Source organism: Granulicatella sp. zg-ZJ, assembly GCF_010892355.1.
GTDB lineage: Bacteria > Bacillota > Bacilli > Lactobacillales > Aerococcaceae > WM01.
The window spans coordinates 98,548-120,850 of record NZ_WNJY01000003.1 but is presented as its reverse complement, the minus strand read 5'-3'; the positions used below and the strand labels follow the sequence as shown (position 1 = coordinate 120,850).

Sequence of the window (22,303 nt, the reverse complement as noted above, 5' to 3'; positions counted from 1 at the left end):
CATGATCAAATGTGATGTTTTTATCCTTTAATTGTAGTAAGATTTCTGTTATATTAGACATAGGCAATTTCTCCTTATTATTTGGTGGTACTTTTAATTTAAGAGAAAATTGCCTTTTTGTCTACATAAAATTAGGGTTGTTGGCTTATGCCATCAACCCTAAAAATTATACAGCCAAAAAATAAATAATGGAGCAAAAAAGACAGTAAATTAGCTGTCTTTTTTAGATTATTCATCAAATCGTCTTGGCTTTGAACGATATTAACCATTCACTAAATTTTTTCATTAAAATACACATTCTAAAATTAGCAAGCACTTATCTTAATCCTTTAATATAAAAAGATGTTGGTGGATAAAATCTACCAACATCTTTTTATATTAGTCTACAACAGTCAAACGGATATTTTGTTCATCAGTAATGACAATGTGTCGTTTTTCTTTCACATAGTCGATTAAAATCTCAGCAATATCGTGTGTGTCTTCTTTAATTGTTTTTAATTCTGGGAACATGGCAAAGTTTCCACCACCCGTTGCACGATAATTATTTAAGACTAATTTATATGTCTTCTCTAAAATAAGCGGTTCTCCTTTGACGTACACATCACTAATAAAATTATCCTTTGTCTTTGAAATATTCATCGTATAAGTAATACCGTCTAATAAATCATAATTATATACTTCTCGTTTTGGGTATAAAAATTTTGGATTGATATCAATAGCATCTTCTTTAACCACCCAATACTGTGACAGTTGTGTTAAATAATCCATAATATGTTGTCCTGTCATTTCTTTCAAAACAAGCGTATTTGGAAATGGGTAATTTAAAATAATATCTCTATATTTTAACGTATCACCAAATCCCGGCATGACATCAAATAAGCAACATGCAGATATATCGGCTTGCATATAAGTCATTTGCACTTGGTTAATAAAAGCAGTAATAGGGTGCTTTGTCAATTGTGCCTGTTTAATATCTTTAATGTAACAATCTTTAAGATTAGTTGTACCAATTTCTGTGTCTAGCCAGTTTTCTGTTTTATCAAGTTCATTCTTAAAGTAATTTTCAAATTCAGTATCTACTTCATACTCAGATACGTCGATAAGATTAACTGAAATGGTATCACTAAAAGTAATTTCCATACATTTAAAGCAGCCGTCTGGAGCTTGAATAATATGTGTACCATTGATTTTCCCAACTAATTGGCGATGTTGATGCCCCGTAATCAGCACATCAATCCCGTCAATTTCTGTACATAATGCATAACCTACATTCTCGCCCGTCAATCTTTCTGTGGGTTCTCCTGTTTCAATATCTCGTTCAAACCCACCATGGTAAACGACGACAACATAATCTACTTCTTGGCGAATATGTGCTACTTCTTTTTTGACGGTATCAATAACACTTAAAATATCTAAATGGGTTAAATTGTTTGGATTTTCCCAATGTTCAATATAGTCTGTCACAACACCTACTAATCCAATTTTTTTCTCATCACATGTTATCACATGTGTTTGCCCAATAGGCTGGTTTTTATAAAATACATTGCTCGTAACACATTTTGCCTGATTTTCTTGAATATAACGATATAAAAAATCACTTCCATAGTTAAAATCATGGTTCCCAATATTAACAAAATCACAAGATAATAAATTTAAAGCTTTGGCAGAGATATTTTCTGGAACATAACTATTGGCATACGTGACAAGAGGTGTTCCTTGATTGATGTCGCCATTATCAATGTAAATCACATGATGTAAAGCTCTTTGTTGTTTTAAATAAGTTGAAAATTTAGATAATCCTTTAATTGCTTGCTTTGATGTAACAAAATCATACGCTAATAAATTACCGTGTACATCTGTTGTGGCAAGTATTTTAAACATGTTTAATACCCTCTTGCTAGTTTTCTTCTAATTTTATTTGAAAAGACTTCAATGATTAAGACTAAAATAATAATCCCAACTAAAATAGAGCCCACTTCATTCCAACGATAGTTATTCATCGCAAAAATCAACGGTGCTCCGATACCTCCGGCACCAACAAGACCTAGAACCGCAGCATCTCTTAAATTCATGTCAAAACGATAAATAACAATGGAAATTAGTTTAGAATATAATTGTGGTAAAATACCGTAACGAATTTGTTCCACTTTTGTACACCCAATCGCTGATAAAGATTCGATAATCCCAAAATCTAAATCTTCAATGGCATCAATATACAATTTAGTCACCATACCAACAGATACAACAGACATTGTAAAAACACCTGCTAATGCTCCGGGACCTGTAACACCAATAAACATCAATCCATAAATAAATGCTGGAATTGTTCGAACACACATCGTTAATAATTTTCCAATCCATGCTACATATTTAGAAACAATTTTTTTAGCAGATAAAAAAGCAAATGGTATAGAAATAATCGCACCAATAATTGTTCCTAAAAATGCAATACAAATTGTTTCAAATAACAAGTATAAAACACCCTTATTATCTAATCTGAATAAAAAATGCCAATCTGGATTTAAAATACCACCCATAATATTGCTGGCAACACTTAAAGAATCTCCTGTTGTATCACCTTTTTTTATTGCAGATGACGACCAAATCAATAAACCTAAAACAATAACCGTAATCAATAAGATATACATATACGACTTAGGTTCTTTTTGTAATTTTTCTTCTATCTTTTCACGATTCATACATTTACTCCAATCTATCTCTAAAATGCTCACTTACTGTTTCAATAATAAAGACAGTTATTAACAATAACACAATAATGGTACCCACTTTAGAGTAATCTCTCCACCCTAATTTTTCGTTTAATATCAATCCGATACCACCTGCACCAACATATCCTAAAATGGCTGCGTAACGAACATTTCCTTCGAAATTAAATAATGCTGTAGAAATAAATGACGGTAAAATAATCGGTAAAACAGCATATCTAAATGCATAAAATCGTGTAAAGCCCATTGACTCCATACATTCAAAAGCGCCCATATCAACTGTTTCAATAGACTCATACAATAACTTACCAACATAAGATAAAGAAAAAATAAAAATAGCCACTGTTCCTGCAAATGTCCCTAATCCCCAAATATATGTTGCAATTAAGGCAATAACAAGCGACGGTAATGTTCTAAGAACACTTAAAAACAGTTTGAAAAAGCCGTTGATAAATTTATTTTTTGTAATATTATTTGCCGCTAAAATAGCTACTGGTAAAGAGCAAACAGCTCCTAAAAACGACCCTACAAAAGACATTTTCACTGTATCAAAAAGAGGAGGCAACACATCATTTGTATAATCCATATCCGGTGGAAACATGCTGACTAAAATATCAAAGAAATTAGCAGAGTTTTCAAAAACATCGGCATCAAATTGTGTCACATGTAAAGAAATGATAATACATATCAATAAGCCGAGTATCAGTAAAGGTGTTTTAGAACGCGGTCTTAAAATTGTTTTACCATTGTTTAAAACAATTTGTTCATTAAAAATTAGACTATCCTTTATTGTTTTCATATTACTCTCCATTGCTAAATAAATCTTTTTGATAAATTTTTTCTAAAATATCTTTTGTGACATCTTTGGCACTTCCGTCATATACGATATGCCCTTTATTGATTCCAATCACTCTATCGCAGTATTTTAATGCTAAATCAACATCATGAATGTTTAACAAAATCGTGATATTATTTTCTTTATTGATACGTCTAAAATCGTCCATTACTTGATTAGATGTCACTGGGTCTAACGCAGCAACTGGTTCATCTGCTAAAATGATTTCTGGGTTTTGTGCCAATGCTCTAGCAAGTGCCACACGTTGTTGTTGCCCACCTGATAATTGATCGACACGTACATAAGCTTTTTCAAACATATCCACTTTATCTAGTGCCTCTAATGATTTTATCTTACATTCTCTTGGGAAAATACCAAAGAATTTTCTGAATCCTGATAATTCTGGGACAAATGCTGTTAAAACATTTTTAATCACAGTTGTTCTTGTCACTAAGTTAAAAGATTGGAATACCATACCAATATTACGTCTAAATTTACGTACATCTCTACCTGTAATTTTTTGTACATTTTGTCCATTCACAAATAGTTCTCCAGATGTAATATCATGCATTTTATTTACACAACGAATAAATGTTGATTTACCCGATCCAGACAATCCAATAATCGCAATAAACTCTCCTTGTTCAATGGTTACATCAACATCAATCAATCCTTTTGTGCCATTTGGATATGTCTTACTTACCTTTTTAAACTCTATCATACTACTTCTCTCTTTCTTCATGCTTAAAAAAGAGAGAGAGGAACACTCTCTCCCTAAAAATTCATGTTATGTCAACAATTTCCTATTTTAAGTTTTTCACGATGTCTTGAGCTTTTGCTTCATTGTCATAATCAGCATCTTTTGCTAATTGGTATCCTTCGTGACTATATACAGCGATAACTTTTTTACCTTCTTCTGTTTTTGCAATTTCCATTAAAGCATTTGCTAAAGCTGTTTTAAATTCAGGTGTTACAGTTTTTGATTTTTTAGAAACACTTACTGTATCGTTATAAATAGCATCTGTTACACCAATAACATTTGTTTCTTCCCAAATACTCATTTCTCTTGAGTAACTTTCGTTCCATTTTTTCTCTTGGTCTGTTCTAGCGTCTGCATAAGTTGCTAATACATCTACTTGGCCAGAAGCTAATCGAGCAAAAGCAGAACCATAAGAATCACTGATAACAGCATTATTGCCTAAATCTTTAATTGTTTTACCAAATGTTTTATTTAACCATAATGTTGGGTAAATGTATCCAGCAGGAGATGTTGGGTTCATAACGCTCCATTTCAAATCTTTCACATCATCCCATGTTAATGTTTCGCCTGCATTTACTTTTTTCGCAATCGCTTGTCCTTTTTCAGACGGACCAGCAATCAACAATGAACGATAAGAAGTTGCTTGTGTATCAGCTTTTTTCGTTGGTTTATTGTCATTCCAAGCTTTTGCTGAAGCATCGTCAATAGATAATCCTTTACGAGTTGCTGTTAATAATACTTCTGCACCATTTCTGTATAAAACATAAGTTCCTGCTGGAATAAAACCAACGTCTAATGTTCCTGCATTTAATCCTTCACCAACAGCTTCAAAACTTGTACCAACTGTGATATCAATGTTTTTAACATCATATCCTGATTTTGCTAATTGTGCTTTTAATAGTTCTTTTAAAGGTTCAGTGGCTGTTACAATTTCAGAAGGTTCTCTTGACGGTACAAAACCAATGGATAATTTTTCAATAACTGTTTTTCCATCAGATGATTTCATCTCTTCTTTTTTAGAGCTACAAGCCCCTAACATACCTAGTGTCACAATAAGTCCTAAAATAAAGACTAATGTTTTCTTCAAATTTTTCATACTTCCTCCTAAAACTAACATGAATTTTATAGTTCTTACCGCAGTATACCATATTTGGAACTGAAAAAAAATACAAAACCATATAAATATGTTTATCTAACAATGAAATGCTTTTTCATATCACACCAAATAATACTTAAATTATGTTACAATGAGAAAAAGGAGTGATTATATGCAAACATACGATTTTGATACACTCATCAATCGTCAAACACAATCATCAAAAAAATGGGAATTGATGCACACATGGGCAACGAATATTCCTGAACATATCTCCCCTTTTTCTGTGGCTGATGCAGATTTAAAAACAGCACCGGAAATCGTAGAGGGTTTACAAGAGTATATTCAACAAACGGTTCTAGGCTATACAACAATGACACCGGACTACAAAAAAGCCATTAAACAATGGAATAAAGACCAATTTAACTGGGATATAGAAGAAGAGTGGATTGCGACATCTCCAGGCATTGTGTCAGCATTACACTCTGCTATCTATGCTTTTACACAGCCGAATGACAATGTACTGATTATGACACCTGTTTATCCACAGTTTAAACAAACGGTTCTACATACTGGTCGAACAGTATTAGCATCGTCACTTATCAACGATTTTCCAACGTACCATATAGATTTTCAAGATTTAGAAGAAAAAATGTCTTTAAAAGAAACAACATTGATGATTTTGTGTAGCCCTCACAATCCTGTTGGACGTGTATGGACAAAGGAAGAACTGGACAAAATCATTTCTCTTGCTTTAACGTATGATGTGCTCATCGTTTCAGACGAGATTCATTATGATTTAATCATGCCAAATCATACACATCATGTATTACCAACCTTATCCAAAGAAATTGAGCAAAAATGCATTGTCTGCACAGCACCAAGTAAAAGTTTTAACCTTGCTGGATTGCAAATTTCGAGCATTATTATTCCAAATGAAACATTAAGAGAACGGTTCACACATACACAACTAATACACGGCGTTCCTAGTGCCAATATGATTGGTATGCAAGCAACGGCTATAGCATACACGCAAGGAAAACAATGGCTAGAGGCTTTTCTAGCATTGATTTGGACAAACCATTTAACAGTCAAAGATTTTATGGAAACACATCTTCCTAAAGTTAAAGTTTATGCATTACAAGGGACTTACTTACAATGGCTTGATTTTTCGGCATATGGTTTTTCAACCACAACATTACAAAATCTATTAAGACAAGACGCATTTGTTTTTTGCAATGAAGGCTATACCTTTGGGAAAGAAGGCTATGGTTTTGAACGTTTAAATTTAGCTTGCCCTACCTCTACTCTTATAGATGCTTTACATCGTTTAAAAGACAGTCTATCTCGATATGAACATTAAAATGCCGTTCTCTCAAAAGTAAAAAATAAAGAATTAGAATTATTTATAAGTTACTTGAAATCAACACATTAAACAAGTTGATTTCAAGCATTTTTGAGTCATATTAAATCTATTGATTTACTGTTAAGACAATCTAAAAATGTATTATATTTATATCTATCGATACGGTTTTACAAATAGCAAACAGTCGATTAACAATAAATACGATTACTTTGACAAAATATCATTTTAATACTATACTTTAAATAGAGAACATCGTTAAAAGATGATAGGAGTGACGGTTCTGACTCCTTTGCCAAATAAAAATTGACCGAATTGATGATAGGAGTGACGGTTCTGACTCCTTTGCCAAATAAAAATTAACCGAAACGATGTTAACGATAGAGTTTTCTCTATCGTTTTTTAGTAACAAAAAGGGGAATAAAATGTGACAATTCAATTCGAACAAGCACTATATACATTAACAAGTGATTTCTACAATGATTACCCTAATAGTTCTTTCCCAGAACTTCTAAAACCTCATGGAAATCGTACTTATAATTGTATTATAGTTGAATATAAAGACTATTTTATCTGTATTCCATTTCGAAGCCATATGAAACATAAAAATGGGTATCATTTTAAAAATACCGTTCGTTCACGTCATGTTTCATCTGGTCTGGATTATTCAAAAATTGTGATCGTAAAAAATGCTACTCAATATTTAAGTACGAGTCATATTCTTATAGATAAAGATGAATATGTTGAGGCAATGCATCATTCAGAGCGTATCATTTCTGAAGCAACCAAATATTTAGATGACTATATCAATCATGCACAAAATAAAATAGCATTAAATAGTCAAGAATATAAAAAAAGATATTCCTATTCAACGTTAAAATATTTTCATGATATACTACAAATTTTTTGAGAAACTACCCTGAAAAATAAGTAAAACGCTTGAAATCAACACATTCAACAAGTTGATTTCAAGCATTTTTGAGTCATATTAAATCTATTGATTTACTGTTAAGACAATCTCTTTTTCTCAAATTATATCAGCTTATATGCTGCTATTTTTTGTACTGATATATTCATGGCACATCATAGAACCTAAAATAAGAGCAGCACCAATATACTCCAATAAACCAATATGCTCTTTTAATATAAAACTAGATATGAATACCGCTACAACTGGATCAATATAGCCTAATAATGCAACCGTTTGTGCAGGTAATTGATTAATAGCTCCAAAATACATGGCATAAGCAATACCTGTATGAAGTACACCAAGTAAAAGTAACATCACGATACTTAATGTATCGACTTTTATTTGAGATAAATTTTCAGTACATAACACATAAGGAAATAAGACGAGTGTAGCAATACTTAATTGTGTCATTGTCTTGTCGTAAGCATCAATCTCACTCATTTTCTTATTAAGCATTATGACCGTCGCATACATCATAGCTGCCATTAACCCACATAAAATACCTTTTATATCGTCTATACTTTGAATGGATGTGTTAAACACACCTGATACACATATCATGCCACATAAAGCAACTAAAATAGTCATGCACTGTGCAATATTTAAACGTTCTTTTAAAACAAATGGCGATGCAATTAAGACAAAAATAGGCGCCATATAATAGCATACAGTGGCTGTTGCAACTGTTGTATATTGTAGTGCTTCAAATAATAAAATCCAATTAAAACCAATAAGAGCACCTGATAATAGTAGTAAATAACGCTTTTGATAAAGGAAACGCCAATTTAACGGTTTACGTGTGACAACTAGAAAAAGACACAAACAGCAAACCGCAATAAATCCTCTACCAAGTGATATAAGACTGGACGGAAGTGTAATATAGCGTCTAAAAACACCAATTGTCCCAAAAATTGTCATCGAACTAATCATCATTAATGTATATTTTTTACTTTTCATTGTTTCTCTCCAGATATGTCTTATTCACTATCTTTATAAGAAATCGTGTTGATGTCTAGCAAAGACACCAACACGATTTCTATTTTTACCCAACGCTACCTTCCATTTCATAGGCAATCAATCGGTTTAACTCGACGGCATACTCCATTGGCAATTCTTTTGTAAATGGTTCGACAAAGCCCATGATAATCATTTCTGTTGCTTCACTTTCAGATAACCCTCTACTCATTAAATAGAATAATTGTTCTTCTGAAACTTTAGATACTTTTGCTTCGTGTTCTAGCGAAACTTTTCCATTGTGTAACTCATTAAATGGAATAGTGTCTGAATAAGATTTATCATCAACTAAAATCGTATCACATTCGATATGCGAAATAGATCCTTCTGATTTTTTTCCAAAAACAACTTGTCCACGGTAATTTACTTTTCCACCGTCTTTAGCAATGGATTTTGATACAATAGAACTAGATGTATGTGGAGCATTATGTATCATTTTTGCACCTGTATCTTGTACTTGATTTTCTCCAGCAAAAGCAATGGATAACATTGTTCCTCTAGCATGACGTCCGTTTAAGTAAACACTTGGATATTTCATTGTTGTTTTGGCACCTAAGTTTCCATCAATCCATTCCATTGTTGCACCTTCATGCGCAATGGCACGTTTTGTTACTAAATTATAGACATTGTTTGACCAGTTTTGAATAGTTGTGTAACGACAATACGCATCTTTTTTAACGATAATTTCAACAACAGCTGCGTGTAAGCTTGCTGTTGAATAGGTTGGTGCTGTACATCCCTCTACATAATGAATACTTGCACCTTCATCAACAATAATCAGTGTCCGTTCAAATTGTCCAGATTTTTCATTGTTAATTCTAAAATAAGTTTGTAATGGCACATCACATTTAACACCTTTTGGCACATAAATAAATGTCCCACCAGACCATACTGCCGCATTCAATGCCGCTTCAAAATTATCCGAAGCAGGAACAGCTGTTCCAAAATGTTCTTTAAAAATGTCAGGATATTCTCTCAATGCAGTATCTGTATCCGTAAAAATAATCCCTAATTTTTCAAATTCTTGCTTCATACTATGGTAAACAGCTTGAGATTCATATTGTACAGTTGCACCTGCTAAATAAGCTCTCTCAGCTTCTGGAATACCAATTCGTTCAAATGTTTCTTTAATTTTTTCTGGCACATCATCCCATGATTTTGCCACTGTTTCATTCGCTTTTTGATAATATGTAATATCTGAAAAATCAAGTTCAGATAAATCGGCACCCCAAGTTGGTTTATCTAATTTATAAAATAAATTCAAAGATTTTAAACGATAGTCTAGCATCCATTCCGGTTCATTTTTTTGTTGAGAAATATCTCGAACAACCGCTTCAGACAATCCTTGTCCTGTCGAATATAATATTTCAGCATCGTCTTTAAATCCAAATTTATATTCTGCTAAAGCAGGTACTTCACTCATTTTCTTCCAACCTTTCTAATAATGTTTCTAGCACTTTCCAACTCAATGTAGCACATTTAATACGTGTTGGAAATTTGGATACACCTTGCAATAATTCAGCATCTGCTAAATCAATCCCCACATCGTGCCCTTGCACAAGTTCAAAAAATGATTTGATTTTTTCTTTTGCAAGTGCCACATCTTCGCCTTTCAACAACTCACACATCATACTAGCACTTGCCTTGCTAATGGTGCATCCTTCTCCTGAAAACGAGATGTCTTCAATACGATTTTCTTTGGCACGAATGTGAACAGTTATCACATCTCCACACGTTGGATTTAACATTTCTAAAGAGTCTGTTTCTTCAATCTGTTTACGAAATTGTCGTGGGTGTGCTGAATGATCTAAAATCACTTGTCTATATAAATCATCTAATTTCTTCAATGCGACCATTCGTAAAAAACTCCTTTACTTTTTTGACCGCCTCAACAAAACGATCCACATCTTCTTTGGTATTATATATATAAAAACTTGCTCTAACTGTTGCTGTGACATTTAACTGTCGCATCAAAGGTTGTGCACAATGATGCCCTGCACGAACAGCAACGCCTTCCATATCTAAAGCTGTTGCGACATCGTGAGGATGAATACCTTTTAAGTTAAAACTAATGATGCTTCCACCATTATAGCCTTTTTCATGCCCATAAATCAGTACATCCGGTATAGTCTGTAACTGATGTAATGCAGCCATTGTTAACTGCTGTGTATATTGTCGAATAGTATCCATATCACATTGTTGTATATATTCAATAGCGGCACCTAAGCTAATCGCACCAATAATATTTGGTGTCCCCGCCTCAAATTTATAAGGTGTTTTTTGATACGTACTTTCCATATCGCCTACATATTCAATCATATCGCCTCCAAATGTGATTGGTGGCATCTTTTCAAGTAATTCATGACGACCATACAGAACGCCTATTCCATTCAACGCTCCTAATTTATGTCCACTAAAAGCATAAAAATCATAATGGGTTACATCAACAGACAGATGTGGTGTAGATTGTGCTCCATCAACAACGATAACACCACCTACATTATGAACTATATTGGCTAATGTTTCTATATCATTATGAACACCTAAAACATTGGATACATGTGTCACAGCCACTATTTTGGTGCGATGTGTCGCCATTTTTGATACAGCCTTAACATCTACTTCGCCTGTTTCTAATAGAGGCATAAAAATCAATTTTGCACCTGTTTTTTTCGCCAATTCTTGCCAAGGAACTAAATTTGCATGATGCTCTAAAGCAGATACAAAAATTTCATCTTGTTCTTGTAGTATACTTTCACCATAACTTTTTGCGACTATATTCAAACTATCTGTTGTACCACTTGTAAAAATAATATCCTTTTCAGACGTAGCATGAATAAAGTTTTTCACAATATCTCTGACTGTTTCATACTCTTGCGTTGCTTGGTATGCCGTTGTGTACACACCTCTATGCACATTCGCATACGTCGTATTTAAAAATGTTGTTATTTTTTCTTGAACAGGAAGTGGCACAAATGAAGAAGCTGCACTGTCTAAATAAATATAAGGTTCATCATTGATAGATTGATTTAATACGGGAAAATCCTTTTTTATATCCATACTATTATCCATAATACTATTATCCATACTATTCACCTAGCTTATGATCAATCACGTCAATCATTTCTTTTTGAATATCACGCATTGGAATTTCTGTAATAACAGCACCTAAAAAACCACGAATAACAAGTTTTTCTGCATCATCTTGGCTTAAACCTCTACTCATTAAATAGAATAATTGTTCTTCATCCACTTGTCCGACACTTGCTGCATGCCCTGCTGTCACATCACATTCATCAATCAATAAAATTGGGTTGGCATCTCCTCTAGCAAATTGAGATAACATTAACACACGACTTTCTTGTTGTGCATCTGCTCCTTTTGCTCCTTTAATAATATGTCCAATACCATTAAACGTTAGCGTTGATTTATCCATAATAACACCATGTTGTAAAATATGCCCTACGGAATGTTTAGCATAATTTGTCACACGTGTGTCAATCCCTTGCACTTGTTTACCAGTTGAAATACCAATAACTTTTACATGACTTGTCGAACCGGTACCTACTAAATCGGAATCAAAATCGGCAATGACATTACCGTCATTTAAAGCACCTATCGCCCAGTTAATATCTGCATCTTTTTGGATACGTCCACGACGATTGATATACGCATGTGTTTGTTCACCCAGTCTGTCAACGGCAGCGTATTTTATTTTTGCACCGTCTTTAGCGATTACTTCTACCACAATATTCGCTGTGTTTTTCTTATTGCCAAATGTTTCTAATTTTTCAACGTATGTTAATTGACTATTCACATCGGCAACAATCAGAACGTGTTTAACAAAGGCTTCTTGAATGCTACTGTCTTGTAATAAAATCGTTTGAATAGGTTCTTCAATCACGACATTTTTTGGAACATATAAAAACACACCACTGTTCATATACGCACGATTAAATGCTGTTAATTTATCCTCATCAACTGCTACAACAGTGTTTAAATGGGCTTGTACCAACTCTGGATATTCTTGCATTGCTGTGAATAGGTCTGTTAAAATAACACCTTGTTCAACCAACGATGTAGGTAATTGTTCAAAAACAGTACGTGTTCCATATTGTACTAATAATGGTTTATCATGCTCTAAATTCGTTAAAACACCATATCCTGTTTCATCACTTTGCTCATCTGAATCAATCATTGTATCAAACAAATGCCAACGATTAAATTTCACACGTTCAATAATAGGTAATGCTAATGTGTCTAATAATCCGTATGCTTGTGTCCGTTGTGCAATTGCCCACTCAGGTTCTTGCTTTAACATAGAAAATGTTTGTAATGTATCCATTCTATTATTCTCCATCAATCTCAATATCTAAGCCTAACTCATCACGGATACCTTTATATCCTTCTGCTTCTAAACGTTTCGCTAAATCTGCGCCACCTGTTTTCACAATTTTTCCACCCATCATCACATGAACAATATCTGGTTCGATATAATTCAATAAGCGTTGATAGTGTGTAATAATCAATGACCCAAAACGATTACCACGCATTGCATTCACACCTTTTGAGACAACTTTTAAGGCATCAATATCTAAACCAGAATCGATTTCGTCTAAAATAGCAAATGTTGGCTCAATCATCAATAATTGTAAAATTTCATTACGTTTTTTCTCTCCTCCAGAGAAACCTTCATTTAAATAACGTTCTGCCATTTCTTCAGGCATGTCTAATAAAGCCATTTTTTCATCTAATTTTTTAATAAAATCACGTACGGAAATTTTATTATCATCATCACGTCTTGCATTCATGGCTGCACGCATAAATTCAGCATTTGTCACACCTGCAATTTCACTTGGGTATTGCATGGCTAAAAACAATCCAGCTCTTGCACGTTCGTCTACTTCCATATCTAAAACACTTTCACCATCGAGTAAAATTTCACCTTTTGTTACTGTATAGCTTGGATGCCCCATAATCGCTGCTGATAGAGTTGATTTACCTGTTCCATTAGGTCCCATTACGGCATGAATTTCTCCTGTTTTCATGACTAAGTTGACACCTTTTAAAATTTCTTTATCTTCAATTGATACATGTAAATCTTTAATTTCTAAAATAGACATATTATACCTCTTTTCAAATTTTATCGTCTTTATTTTATAATAATTCCTAATAATAAGCTAGCTTTTGCTTTTACAAAAAAAGCATCTATAAAAGATGCTAATTTCTTTTTAAGAGATAATAAGGGAATAGAAAAGCGCTTGGTAAAAATAAGACACACATCATGAGAAAATAGGCAAAAAAGTCTTGTACACTTAACTTTTTCAAAAGGCAATATATCAATGCATATATCGCATACGATACAATACGTGTCGTCAATTTTGTCGTTTGTTCCACGTGTATCTCATGTTTTCTTGCATAAAAAACATTCGATAACCCAACTCCTAAATATAATAGCCACGTCATCCCAGTCAGAACGACTGTCCCTTGTATAAGCATAAAGGAATGAGCTATTTCTGGTAAGATATGATATGCTGACAAAAGGGTAAAAATCCATCCTACAGCACTTAATCCACCTAATACTAAAATAATTTTTTTTACTATTTTCATTCGTTTCCACTCCTTAGAGTACTTTTTCTTATTATATCAAAAAAAGCTCATCAGTTCATACTAATGAGCTTTATTTCCTTTAAATAATTTTTTAAGCGTTGATGGCGCCAATAAAATAATAATTGGATATATTTCCAAACGTCCTGCTATCATACTCAACGATAAAATGATTTTTGTCATATCCGAGTAAAATGCAAAATTAGAAATAGGACCAACCGCTGCTAATCCAGGGCCTATATTATTAAATGTTGCTGCAACACTTGAAAATGCCGTTAGAAAATCTGGGGCTTCAATAGACACACAAATCAATAAAAGAATAAAGGTTAATAGATATATTTGTAAATAATTCGATACTTTTGTACTATCTGATTTTCGTAATGCTTTCCCATTGAATTTTGTCGTTACAATACGGTTTGAATGCCCTAAACGCTTCATTTCAGAAACAGCTTCTTTTATATACATCACAATACGAGATACTTTCATACCCCCTGCCGTAGAACCTGCACAGCCGCCAATAAACATTAAAATTAACACAATCACTTGAGCAAACAATGTCCATTCTCCAAAGTTAGCTGTTGCATATCCCGTTGTCGTGACAATAGATGCTACTGTAAACAACACATGTCTAAACGTTTCTTCTAGCGTAGCCCAATTTGGTGCTAAAGATAGCGTAATCAGTAAAATGGCAATAATAACGATACCTAAATAGTAATGTAACTCTTCATCTTTAAAAGCAGCTTTGGCATAACCAATCATCATTAAAAAGAATAAATTAAAGTTAATACCAAATATAAGCATACCAATACCAATCACGTATTCAACAAAAGCTGGATTGGCATAAATAGAAAATCCTGCATCGTTAATGGCAAAACCGCCTGTTCCTGCTGTACCGAATGATAATAGCATTGAGTCATATAACGGTACGCCACCTAATACTAAAATAAGTATTAAAATAAGGGTTAAAGATAAATAAATCGCATATAAAATACGTGCTGTATCGCTTAATTTCGATACGAGTTTTCCAAAAACAGGTCCGGGAACTTCAGCTCGCAGTAATTGTGCGGAATCTGCTTTAGAATCTGGCAAAATTGCTAACGTAAAAACAAGCACACCCATACCGCCGATTAAGTGAGTAAAACTTCTCCAAAATAAATTTGATTTGGACAATGGAGCTAGTGTTGTTAAAATGCTGGAACCAGTTGTCGTAAATCCACTTGCTGTTTCAAAAAATGCGTCGACAAGAGATGGAATATCTCCTGAAAAGACAAATGGCAAACCTCCAAAAAAGGCGAGTAAAATCCAACCCAATGCGACAATAACAGCACCATCTCTAGCACGTAGTGTAATGCCTTTTGGATTTTTTAATGACATGATACAACTTAATGAGAGTAATAATCCTATGGTCATTAAATAAGCCGATATGTATTTCCAATCTTCTTGATAAATTAGGGATACAAAAAGTGGTGCCAATAATAATAATGCTTCAACTAGTAATAATTTTCCTATTAAATAAATAATAATTTTTCGATTCATCTTCTGAGCCTGCCTATTTATCCAAAATATCTTCTAAATCAGAAAAATGTTTGTTTGTTGTAATAACAATGACTTTATCATCTGCTTGTAAACTATCTCGTCCATTCGCATAAATAATTTTTCCTTGTCTTAAAATATACGCAATCAATAAATTTTTCTTCAATGGCATGTCTTTAATTTGTCTATCTAAAATATGACACTGTTCAGATACTTTAAACATGAGTACTTCAACCTTACCTTGTGCAACACGATACAACGCTTCAACACGTGAACCTTGTGCATTGGCACGTGAACGAACAAATCGAGAAATTTGACTAGCAATCAAGTTTTTAGGTGTTACAATTTTCTTTAATTGTTTTGTATCTAATACTTTTAAAATATTTGTACGGCTCATTTTCGTAATGACTTTACGCACACCTTTTTTATCTGCATAAATAGACGCAATTAAATTTTCTTCATCAACTCCTGTTAAAGACACAAAAGCATCATAATTTTCTAAACCTTGTTCATCTAAAACATCCGGATTTGTTCCGTCTGCATGAATGACTTTTAATGCTGGATATTCCGCACTTAATTGTTCACATTTTTCTAAATTATGTTCAATAACTTTCATATCCATGTGTGTATGCTCTAACAATTTGAATAAATAATATGCAATTTTCCCACCGCCCAAAACAAAAACAGATTTAATGGCTTTTTCACTATTTCCAATTTGTCGATGAAACGTCGTCATATCCTTTGGCAATCCTGCCACATAGATTTTATCGTTAGCTTGTAATGTATCACTACCAGACGGAATAAAGACATCGCCATCTCTATCAATAATACAAACTAAAACAGAACCATATTTTGTTCTAAAATCACTTAAACTCAAACCATTTAAGGTAGATTTGTCTGTGATATCTACCTCAACAAGAGAGGCTCTATTTCCTGCCAATGTTTCAACATTTGATGCTGAGGCATAGCGAATTGCTCTAGCAATATCCATTGCCGCTGCCATTTCTGGATTGATAATTAAAGAAATACCTAGCGCATTTCTCATAAAGTCTAGTTGTTTTGCATATTCTGGATTTCGTACACGAGATACGGTATGTCGTACACCTAGTTTTTTCGCTAAAGTAGCAGAAATTAAATTGACTTCATCTGAATCTGTTGCTGCAATAAAAATATCCGCATGTTCCACACCAGCTTCTTTTTGCGTGTCAATACTTGCCCCATTTCCAACCATACCTGTAATATCGTATTTATTCATTAGTTCATCTACTAAATTTGATGATAAGTCAATCATCACCACATTATGAATTTGCGATAATTCTTCGCATAATGTTTGACCAACTTTTCCAGCACCAACAATTACAATGTCCATTTTAATTTATTCAACTCTTTTCGAATGATATTATTGGCACATCATACCACTAAGACTATAAAAAAGCTACTACTTATGTGATAGTTTTCATCATTTTATTAAAAATACTATATATCTCATTCACTTCAACACATCAACATAACACATGTCTGTTTGCTTTATAAGAATCACATATAATCTCACGATAATTTAACAAAAGTGGTGAACGGATAAGTTTAAGCATCCGTTCACCACTTAGTGTATATAAATATAATCTTATTTTTTAAGTTAGGTTTTTATTATCCTAATTTTTTCACTTGTTCAACCACATTATCAACTGTAAATCCGAAGTGTTTTAATAAATCATTTGCTGGACCACTTTCTCCAAAACTATCAATCCCTAAAACAGATCCTTGTAAACCTACATATTTATACCATGGCATTGTTGCAGCCATTTCAACAGCAAAACGTTTTGTCACATTGCTTGGTAAAATACTTTCTTTATAATCAGCAGATTGTTTGTCAAATAATTCAAAACATGGCATGCTGACAACACGTACAGCTTTTCCTTCTTCTTTTAACACTTTAGCTGCTTCAATACACAATGATACTTCTGAACCAGATGCTAATAATAAATAGTCTGGTGTGTCACTTGTTTCATAGACAACATACGCACCTTTTGATACATTTTCAAAAGATGTATTTTCTAGTACAGGTAATGCTTGCCTTGTTAACACCAATGCTGTTGGCGTTTGTGTTGATGTTGCTGCTAAGTACCATGCTCCTTGTGTTTCTCTTGCATCTGCCGGACGAATAACATTTATATTCGGTAATGCTCTTAATGCTGCTAAATGCTCTATCGGCTCATGTGTTGGACCATCTTCCCCTACGGCAATACTGTCATGTGTAAAGACATACGTAACTGGTAATTTTTGAATAGCTGCTAAACGAATAGCACCTTTTAGATAGTCACTAAAGACGAAGAATGTACCACCATACACACGTACACCTCCGTGTAAAGTCATCCCATTTAAAATAGTTCCCATCGCAAATTCACGAACACCAAACTGAATATTACGTTGTGTACGATTTGTATCGTCTTGTAATGTATCTTCTTTAATGTATGTCATATTAGAATGTGCTAAGTCAGCAGAACCACCTAAAAATTGTGCAGATACTTTAGCAATCGCATTTAAGGCATCTTGTGACGAATTACGTGTCGCTTGATTAAAGCCAACTTCATATACCGGAAAATCATTTTCTTTTAATTCTGTTAACACATCATCGTTTACAACACGGTCAAATGCTTGTGCTAATTCTGGATAAGTAGCTTTATATTTTTCAACTAAATCTATCCATTTGTCATAGGCTTGTTTTCCACGTTTGACAACATGTTCATCAAAATCAGCATAAACATCTTCTGGTACTTCAAATGGAGCATAGTCCCAACCTAATTGTTCACGTGCATACGCTGTGTCTTCCTCACCTAAAGGAGCACCGTGTACAGCATTTGTACCTTGTTTTTTAGAACCAAAACCAATAATTGTTTTTACTTCAATTAACGATGGACGTGGATCATTTTTTGCTTCTTCAATTGCTTTTGACAATGCTTCTACATCATTTCCGTCTTCAACTAAAAGTGTATGCCAACCGTATGCATCGTATCTTTTACGTACACTTTCTGTTAAAGCATCTTCTGTTTTACCGTCTAAACAAATATCATTTGAATCATATAAAGCAATTAGTTTTCCTAATTTTTGTTGTCCTGCATAAGAACTTGCTTCTGCACTAACCCCTTCCATAAAATCACCGTCACCACAAATAGCATATGTGTAGTGATCTACAACAGGAAATTCTGGTTTATTATATTGTGCAGCTAAATAACGCTCTGCAACAGCCATACCAATAGCTGTAGAAATACCTTGCCCTAATGGACCAGATGTAGCATCAACCCCTTGTGTATAGCCATACTCAGGGTGTCCTGGTGTTTTAGAATGTAATTGACGGAATTGTTTTAATTCATCAATCGTAACATCTTTAAATTGGCTTAAATGCAATAAAGCGTATAATAATGCTGAACCATGTCCCGCAGATAATACAAAGCGATCACGGTTGAACCATTTAGGTTGCTCTGGATTAACATGGAAATGATTTGCATAAAGAGCATACGCCATTGGAGCCGCTCCCATAACAACACCAGGGTGCCCTGATTTTGCTTTATTGATAGCATCAACTCCTAAAAAACGTATTGCATTTACTGATTTTGTAGACACCATAAAAAAATTCCTCCTAGTCGAATAGTGATATACACATCTATTTTATCACAACATTGAGGATATATTCTATTTATAAGTTGAAAATTTATAAAAAAAACGTATACTGTTACATGGAGGTTACCTAAATGAAAAAAACGTTTATTCCTTATTACATCAGTATCTTCTTTGTCCTCATTAGTCTTTCACTTATTTTTAATCTCTTTCGCCAACACGATAAAGCAACAACTTTATTGCATGAAAAACAAGAAATGATTGATAAAAAAGAAATGGAACGACAGCACATACAAGAAAAATATAGTGATGTCTACTATACATTAAATAGCTTATTACCGAGTACATTTGAAGAAAAAATGGCAAATCAAGACACATTTTATGTCTACATTGGTAGACCAACATGTGCTGATTGTCAATTTTTTGAGCCTTTCTTTATAAAAGAGATTCAAAGAAGACAATTACACTCATCTATTTTTTATGTCAATGTCTTGCCGGTTCATCAAGACAAAGAAAAATGGACAGTATTTAAACAAACTTATCACATTAGCGGTACGCCCGTTGTCGCTAAAGTAGAAAAAGGTATCATAACGGATAAATTAGATTTTGAAGAAATGCAAGGTATTACTCCAAAACAATTAAGTGATTGGTTGGATAAACAATCGTTCCAACCGTAATCAACGTGGTTCGCAACCATCCCACGAAAAAAAACTAGGAGGATTCTATGAAAAAGTTGTCTATTAAAGAGCAAGTTTATCTTGCTTTAATGGCAGGTGTTTATGTTGCTTTAACATTGGGAACACCTGTTATTTCTATGGCATACGGAGCCATTCAATTCCGTATTTCTGAATTTTTAAATCATTTATTGATTTACAACAAAAAATATATTATTTCATTAGGTATCGGTGTTGCTATTGTTAATTCTTTTTCAACATTTGGTATTTACGACGTTATTTTTGGAACAGGTGCTACATTACTATGCTCCGTTCTTTCCATTGCGGCATTCAAATTTATTAAATCTAAACTCGGGCGTTTTATTTTTAATACACTAAATTTTTCTTTTGTCGGTATGATACCTATTACATTTTTAATCATCTATATTGGACAAGCTGAAGAAGTATTCTTCACTTTATATGGACCACTTGTCTTAAGCGAATTGATTATTATGACAGCTAGCGGTATTTTATTATATACTCTTGATAAAAAAATAGATTTGAAAAAATATATAGGATAATTTCATTTATACAATTAAAGGTGCGAACCAAAAACTCAAGTTTTTGTTTCGCACCCTTTCTTTATATAAAAGTCATTGTTACTCAACATAGATACGTGGCACTCTATCTGAAATACCACATAAAATTTCATAACCAATCGTTCCTATGCTAACAGCTAAACTTGATGCGGTATTGTGTTCACCAATTAACTCGACTTTTGTCCCGATAGGATATGGTTGACTAATACGTATCATCATTTGATCCATACAAACAACACCTACAACATCACATTTTTCATCACCTATATACACACTTTGTGTGCCTAGTGCTCGACGAAATCCGTCTGCATATCCAATAGGTAATGTGGCAATCCATTCATCTTGTTTTGCAATATACTTAGCACCGTAACTAACCGATTCACCTTGTTTTAAGCGATGTACAAAACTAATTTCTGTTTCCCATGTGAGTACCGGTTTCAATGGGTACGGCAATTTTAAAGCAAAGTCTGACGGATTCACACCATACATCCCAATTCCTACACGTACAATATCTGTTTCAACGGTTTCTCGCCATAGTGTCATTGCCGAATTGGCTAAATGTATATATTTTGGACGTGTTGTCAAAACACTTAATAATGTTTCAAATAAGCGACACTGTTGTTTGACTTTGTTATCATCTTCGCCATCTGCTGTTGCAAAATGTGTAAAAACACCTTCAAAATCAATATTCTTCATTTCCAAAACACCTTGCTCAAAGGTGATGACATCCTCTTTGGTTTGTAACCCTAGTCGATTCATTCCCGTGTTTAACGCCAAGTGTACTTTTAAACGACCTTTTTTTATATGAACTTGTGCCTCTTTCAAAAATATCAAGCTTGTTACGGTCAGTGAAATATCATATTCAATAGCTAATGGTACATCACAAATTTGTGTTAAACCTAAGACTAAAATAGGTTTTGTAATACCTGCGTGTCGTAGTTCCAACGCTTCATCTAACATGGCAACACAAAACCCGTCTACTCCACACGCTTGTGCTTTTTTTGCAATTTCAATAGCACCATGCCCGTAGGCATTTGCTTTCACAACTGCAAAAAATGCTTTGTCCTTTGTCAGATGTTGCTTTATCATGTCAATATTAAATGCCAATCTGTCTAAATGAATCGTAACAGTGGCAGGTCTGTGTATTGCTGGGTTCATTCTTCTTCCTCCAAAACTACTTGAGCAGCTGCATATTCATTTGAATGCGTAATAGATACAAATATCTTTCCATGATATTTTGTACATGTCATCACTGGTTTTTGTTTATCATTTGGTAACACTTCCATATCATGAAACCCCAATGTCCCAATGCCTGTTCCAAACGCTTTTGAAAATGCCTCTTTCGCACAAAAGCGTCCAGCTAAAAATTCCATTTGTCTATATTCTACTAAAGTTAAAAAATATGTATATTCTTTCTCTGTTAAAATCTTCTTTGCAAACGAATGATTTTTGTCATAAGCCTTTTGAATACGTTCTATCTCAATAATGTCTAATCCAATTCCTTTTATCATGTTGATGCCTTTCTAAATAAA

At 33.5% G+C, this 22,303-nt stretch carries 21 protein-coding genes and 1 riboswitch; of the genes, 4 read left to right on the top strand and 17 right to left on the bottom strand.

All coding sequences use genetic code 11. The features are described from left to right. Positions 1-378: 378 nt before the first annotated feature. The 5 genes from GMA11_RS01940 to GMA11_RS01920 all read right to left on the bottom strand — a co-directional run bounded on the left by GMA11_RS01940 (position 379) and on the right by GMA11_RS01920 (position 5,417). The gene (locus GMA11_RS01940; RefSeq protein WP_163545521.1) at positions 379-1,881 is read right to left on the bottom strand and encodes a bifunctional UDP-sugar hydrolase/5'-nucleotidase; all 1,503 of its coding nucleotides are present in this window, start codon (positions 1,879-1,881) and stop codon (positions 379-381) included. A gap of 2 nt (positions 1,882-1,883) precedes the next feature. Then, on the bottom strand, positions 1,884-2,699 hold the full coding sequence (phnE, locus tag GMA11_RS01935) for a phosphonate ABC transporter, permease protein PhnE (protein WP_163545520.1): 816 nt from the start codon (positions 2,697-2,699) through the stop codon (positions 1,884-1,886). A 4-nt stretch (positions 2,700-2,703) separates the two neighbouring features. Then, positions 2,704-3,525 carry a phosphonate ABC transporter, permease protein PhnE gene (phnE, locus tag GMA11_RS01930; protein ID WP_163545519.1) on the bottom strand — a complete coding sequence of 274 codons (822 nt, stop codon included), beginning with the start codon at positions 3,523-3,525 and terminating at the stop codon, positions 2,704-2,706. Position 3,526: 1 nt separating this feature from the next. After that, the gene (gene phnC, locus GMA11_RS01925; protein WP_163545518.1) at positions 3,527-4,282 is read right to left on the bottom strand and encodes a phosphonate ABC transporter ATP-binding protein; all 756 of its coding nucleotides are present in this window, start codon (positions 4,280-4,282) and stop codon (positions 3,527-3,529) included. A gap of 82 nt (positions 4,283-4,364) precedes the next feature. Beyond that, the gene (locus tag GMA11_RS01920; protein WP_163545517.1) at positions 4,365-5,417 is read right to left on the bottom strand and encodes a phosphate/phosphite/phosphonate ABC transporter substrate-binding protein; all 1,053 of its coding nucleotides are present in this window, start codon (positions 5,415-5,417) and stop codon (positions 4,365-4,367) included. 172 nt (positions 5,418-5,589) lie between these two features. On the opposite strand from GMA11_RS01920, the gene GMA11_RS01915 reads away from it, so the two are divergent. Together GMA11_RS01915 and tenpIN are read left to right on the top strand one after the other, a co-directional pair. Beyond that, entirely contained in the window at positions 5,590-6,780 is a 1,191-nt protein-coding gene (locus GMA11_RS01915; RefSeq protein ID WP_163545516.1) for a MalY/PatB family protein, read from the top strand. A 427-nt stretch (positions 6,781-7,207) separates the two neighbouring features. Next, on the top strand, positions 7,208-7,690 hold the full coding sequence (gene tenpIN / locus GMA11_RS01910; RefSeq protein ID WP_163545515.1) for a type III toxin-antitoxin system TenpIN family toxin: 483 nt from the start codon (positions 7,208-7,210) through the stop codon (positions 7,688-7,690). Between the two features lie 132 nt (positions 7,691-7,822). Here tenpIN and GMA11_RS01905 read toward each other — a convergent pair whose 3' ends face one another. From GMA11_RS01905 to tkt, 10 genes are all read right to left on the bottom strand, one after another. After that, positions 7,823-8,707 (bottom strand): DMT family transporter, encoded by an 885-nt coding sequence (locus GMA11_RS01905; protein ID WP_163545514.1) that lies wholly within the window; start codon positions 8,705-8,707, stop codon positions 7,823-7,825. Between the two features lie 85 nt (positions 8,708-8,792). Further along, complete coding sequence (sufB, locus tag GMA11_RS01900; RefSeq protein ID WP_163545513.1) at positions 8,793-10,187, bottom strand: Fe-S cluster assembly protein SufB; 1,395 nt, start codon at positions 10,185-10,187, stop codon at positions 8,793-8,795. Then, on the bottom strand, positions 10,180-10,620 hold the full coding sequence (gene sufU, locus GMA11_RS01895; RefSeq protein ID WP_163545512.1) for a Fe-S cluster assembly sulfur transfer protein SufU: 441 nt from the start codon (positions 10,618-10,620) through the stop codon (positions 10,180-10,182). The genes sufB and sufU overlap by 8 nt, the downstream gene beginning before the upstream one ends. Continuing rightward, on the bottom strand, positions 10,595-11,836 hold the full coding sequence (locus tag GMA11_RS01890) for an aminotransferase class V-fold PLP-dependent enzyme (protein WP_163545532.1): 1,242 nt from the start codon (positions 11,834-11,836) through the stop codon (positions 10,595-10,597). Before GMA11_RS01890 ends, sufU begins: the two co-directional genes overlap by 26 nt. 16 nt (positions 11,837-11,852) lie before the next feature. Next, on the bottom strand, positions 11,853-13,109 hold the full coding sequence (gene sufD, locus GMA11_RS01885) for a Fe-S cluster assembly protein SufD (RefSeq protein ID WP_370516561.1): 1,257 nt from the start codon (positions 13,107-13,109) through the stop codon (positions 11,853-11,855). A gap of 4 nt (positions 13,110-13,113) precedes the next feature. Then, entirely contained in the window at positions 13,114-13,887 is a 774-nt protein-coding gene (gene sufC / locus GMA11_RS01880) for a Fe-S cluster assembly ATPase SufC (protein ID WP_163545510.1), read from the bottom strand. Positions 13,888-13,984: 97 nt separating this feature from the next. After that, entirely contained in the window at positions 13,985-14,374 is a 390-nt protein-coding gene (locus GMA11_RS01875; protein ID WP_163545509.1) for a hypothetical protein, read from the bottom strand. A gap of 60 nt (positions 14,375-14,434) precedes the next feature. Continuing rightward, positions 14,435-15,907 carry a TrkH family potassium uptake protein gene (locus GMA11_RS01870; protein ID WP_163545508.1) on the bottom strand — a complete coding sequence of 491 codons (1,473 nt, stop codon included), beginning with the start codon at positions 15,905-15,907 and terminating at the stop codon, positions 14,435-14,437. Between the two features lie 13 nt (positions 15,908-15,920). After that, the gene (gene trkA / locus GMA11_RS01865) at positions 15,921-17,273 is read right to left on the bottom strand and encodes a Trk system potassium transporter TrkA (protein ID WP_163545507.1); all 1,353 of its coding nucleotides are present in this window, start codon (positions 17,271-17,273) and stop codon (positions 15,921-15,923) included. 278 nt (positions 17,274-17,551) lie between these two features. Continuing rightward, the gene (gene tkt, locus GMA11_RS01860) at positions 17,552-19,525 is read right to left on the bottom strand and encodes a transketolase (RefSeq protein WP_163545531.1); all 1,974 of its coding nucleotides are present in this window, start codon (positions 19,523-19,525) and stop codon (positions 17,552-17,554) included. Positions 19,526-19,653: 128 nt separating this feature from the next. Here tkt and GMA11_RS01855 point away from each other — a divergent pair, with 128 nt between their 5' ends. Together GMA11_RS01855 and GMA11_RS01850 are read left to right on the top strand one after the other, a co-directional pair. Next, positions 19,654-20,196, top strand: a complete 543-nt coding sequence (locus tag GMA11_RS01855; RefSeq protein WP_163545506.1) for a thioredoxin family protein — start codon at positions 19,654-19,656, stop codon at positions 20,194-20,196. Then, a riboswitch (PreQ1 riboswitch) is annotated at positions 20,196-20,240 on the top strand. Its footprint overlaps the gene before it by 1 nt. A gap of 3 nt (positions 20,241-20,243) precedes the next feature. After that, on the top strand, positions 20,244-20,753 hold the full coding sequence (locus GMA11_RS01850) for a QueT transporter family protein (RefSeq protein ID WP_163545505.1): 510 nt from the start codon (positions 20,244-20,246) through the stop codon (positions 20,751-20,753). Between the two features lie 78 nt (positions 20,754-20,831). Here the strand turns inward: GMA11_RS01850 and alr are convergent, their stop codons facing one another. Both alr and acpS read right to left on the bottom strand, forming a co-directional pair. Beyond that, positions 20,832-21,929: an alanine racemase gene (gene alr / locus GMA11_RS01845; RefSeq protein ID WP_163545504.1), complete on the bottom strand. Its 1,098-nt coding sequence runs from the start codon at positions 21,927-21,929 to the stop codon at positions 20,832-20,834. After that, the gene (gene acpS / locus GMA11_RS01840) at positions 21,926-22,282 is read right to left on the bottom strand and encodes a holo-ACP synthase (protein WP_163545503.1); all 357 of its coding nucleotides are present in this window, start codon (positions 22,280-22,282) and stop codon (positions 21,926-21,928) included. Before acpS ends, alr begins: the two co-directional genes overlap by 4 nt. Positions 22,283-22,303 lie beyond the last annotated feature (21 nt).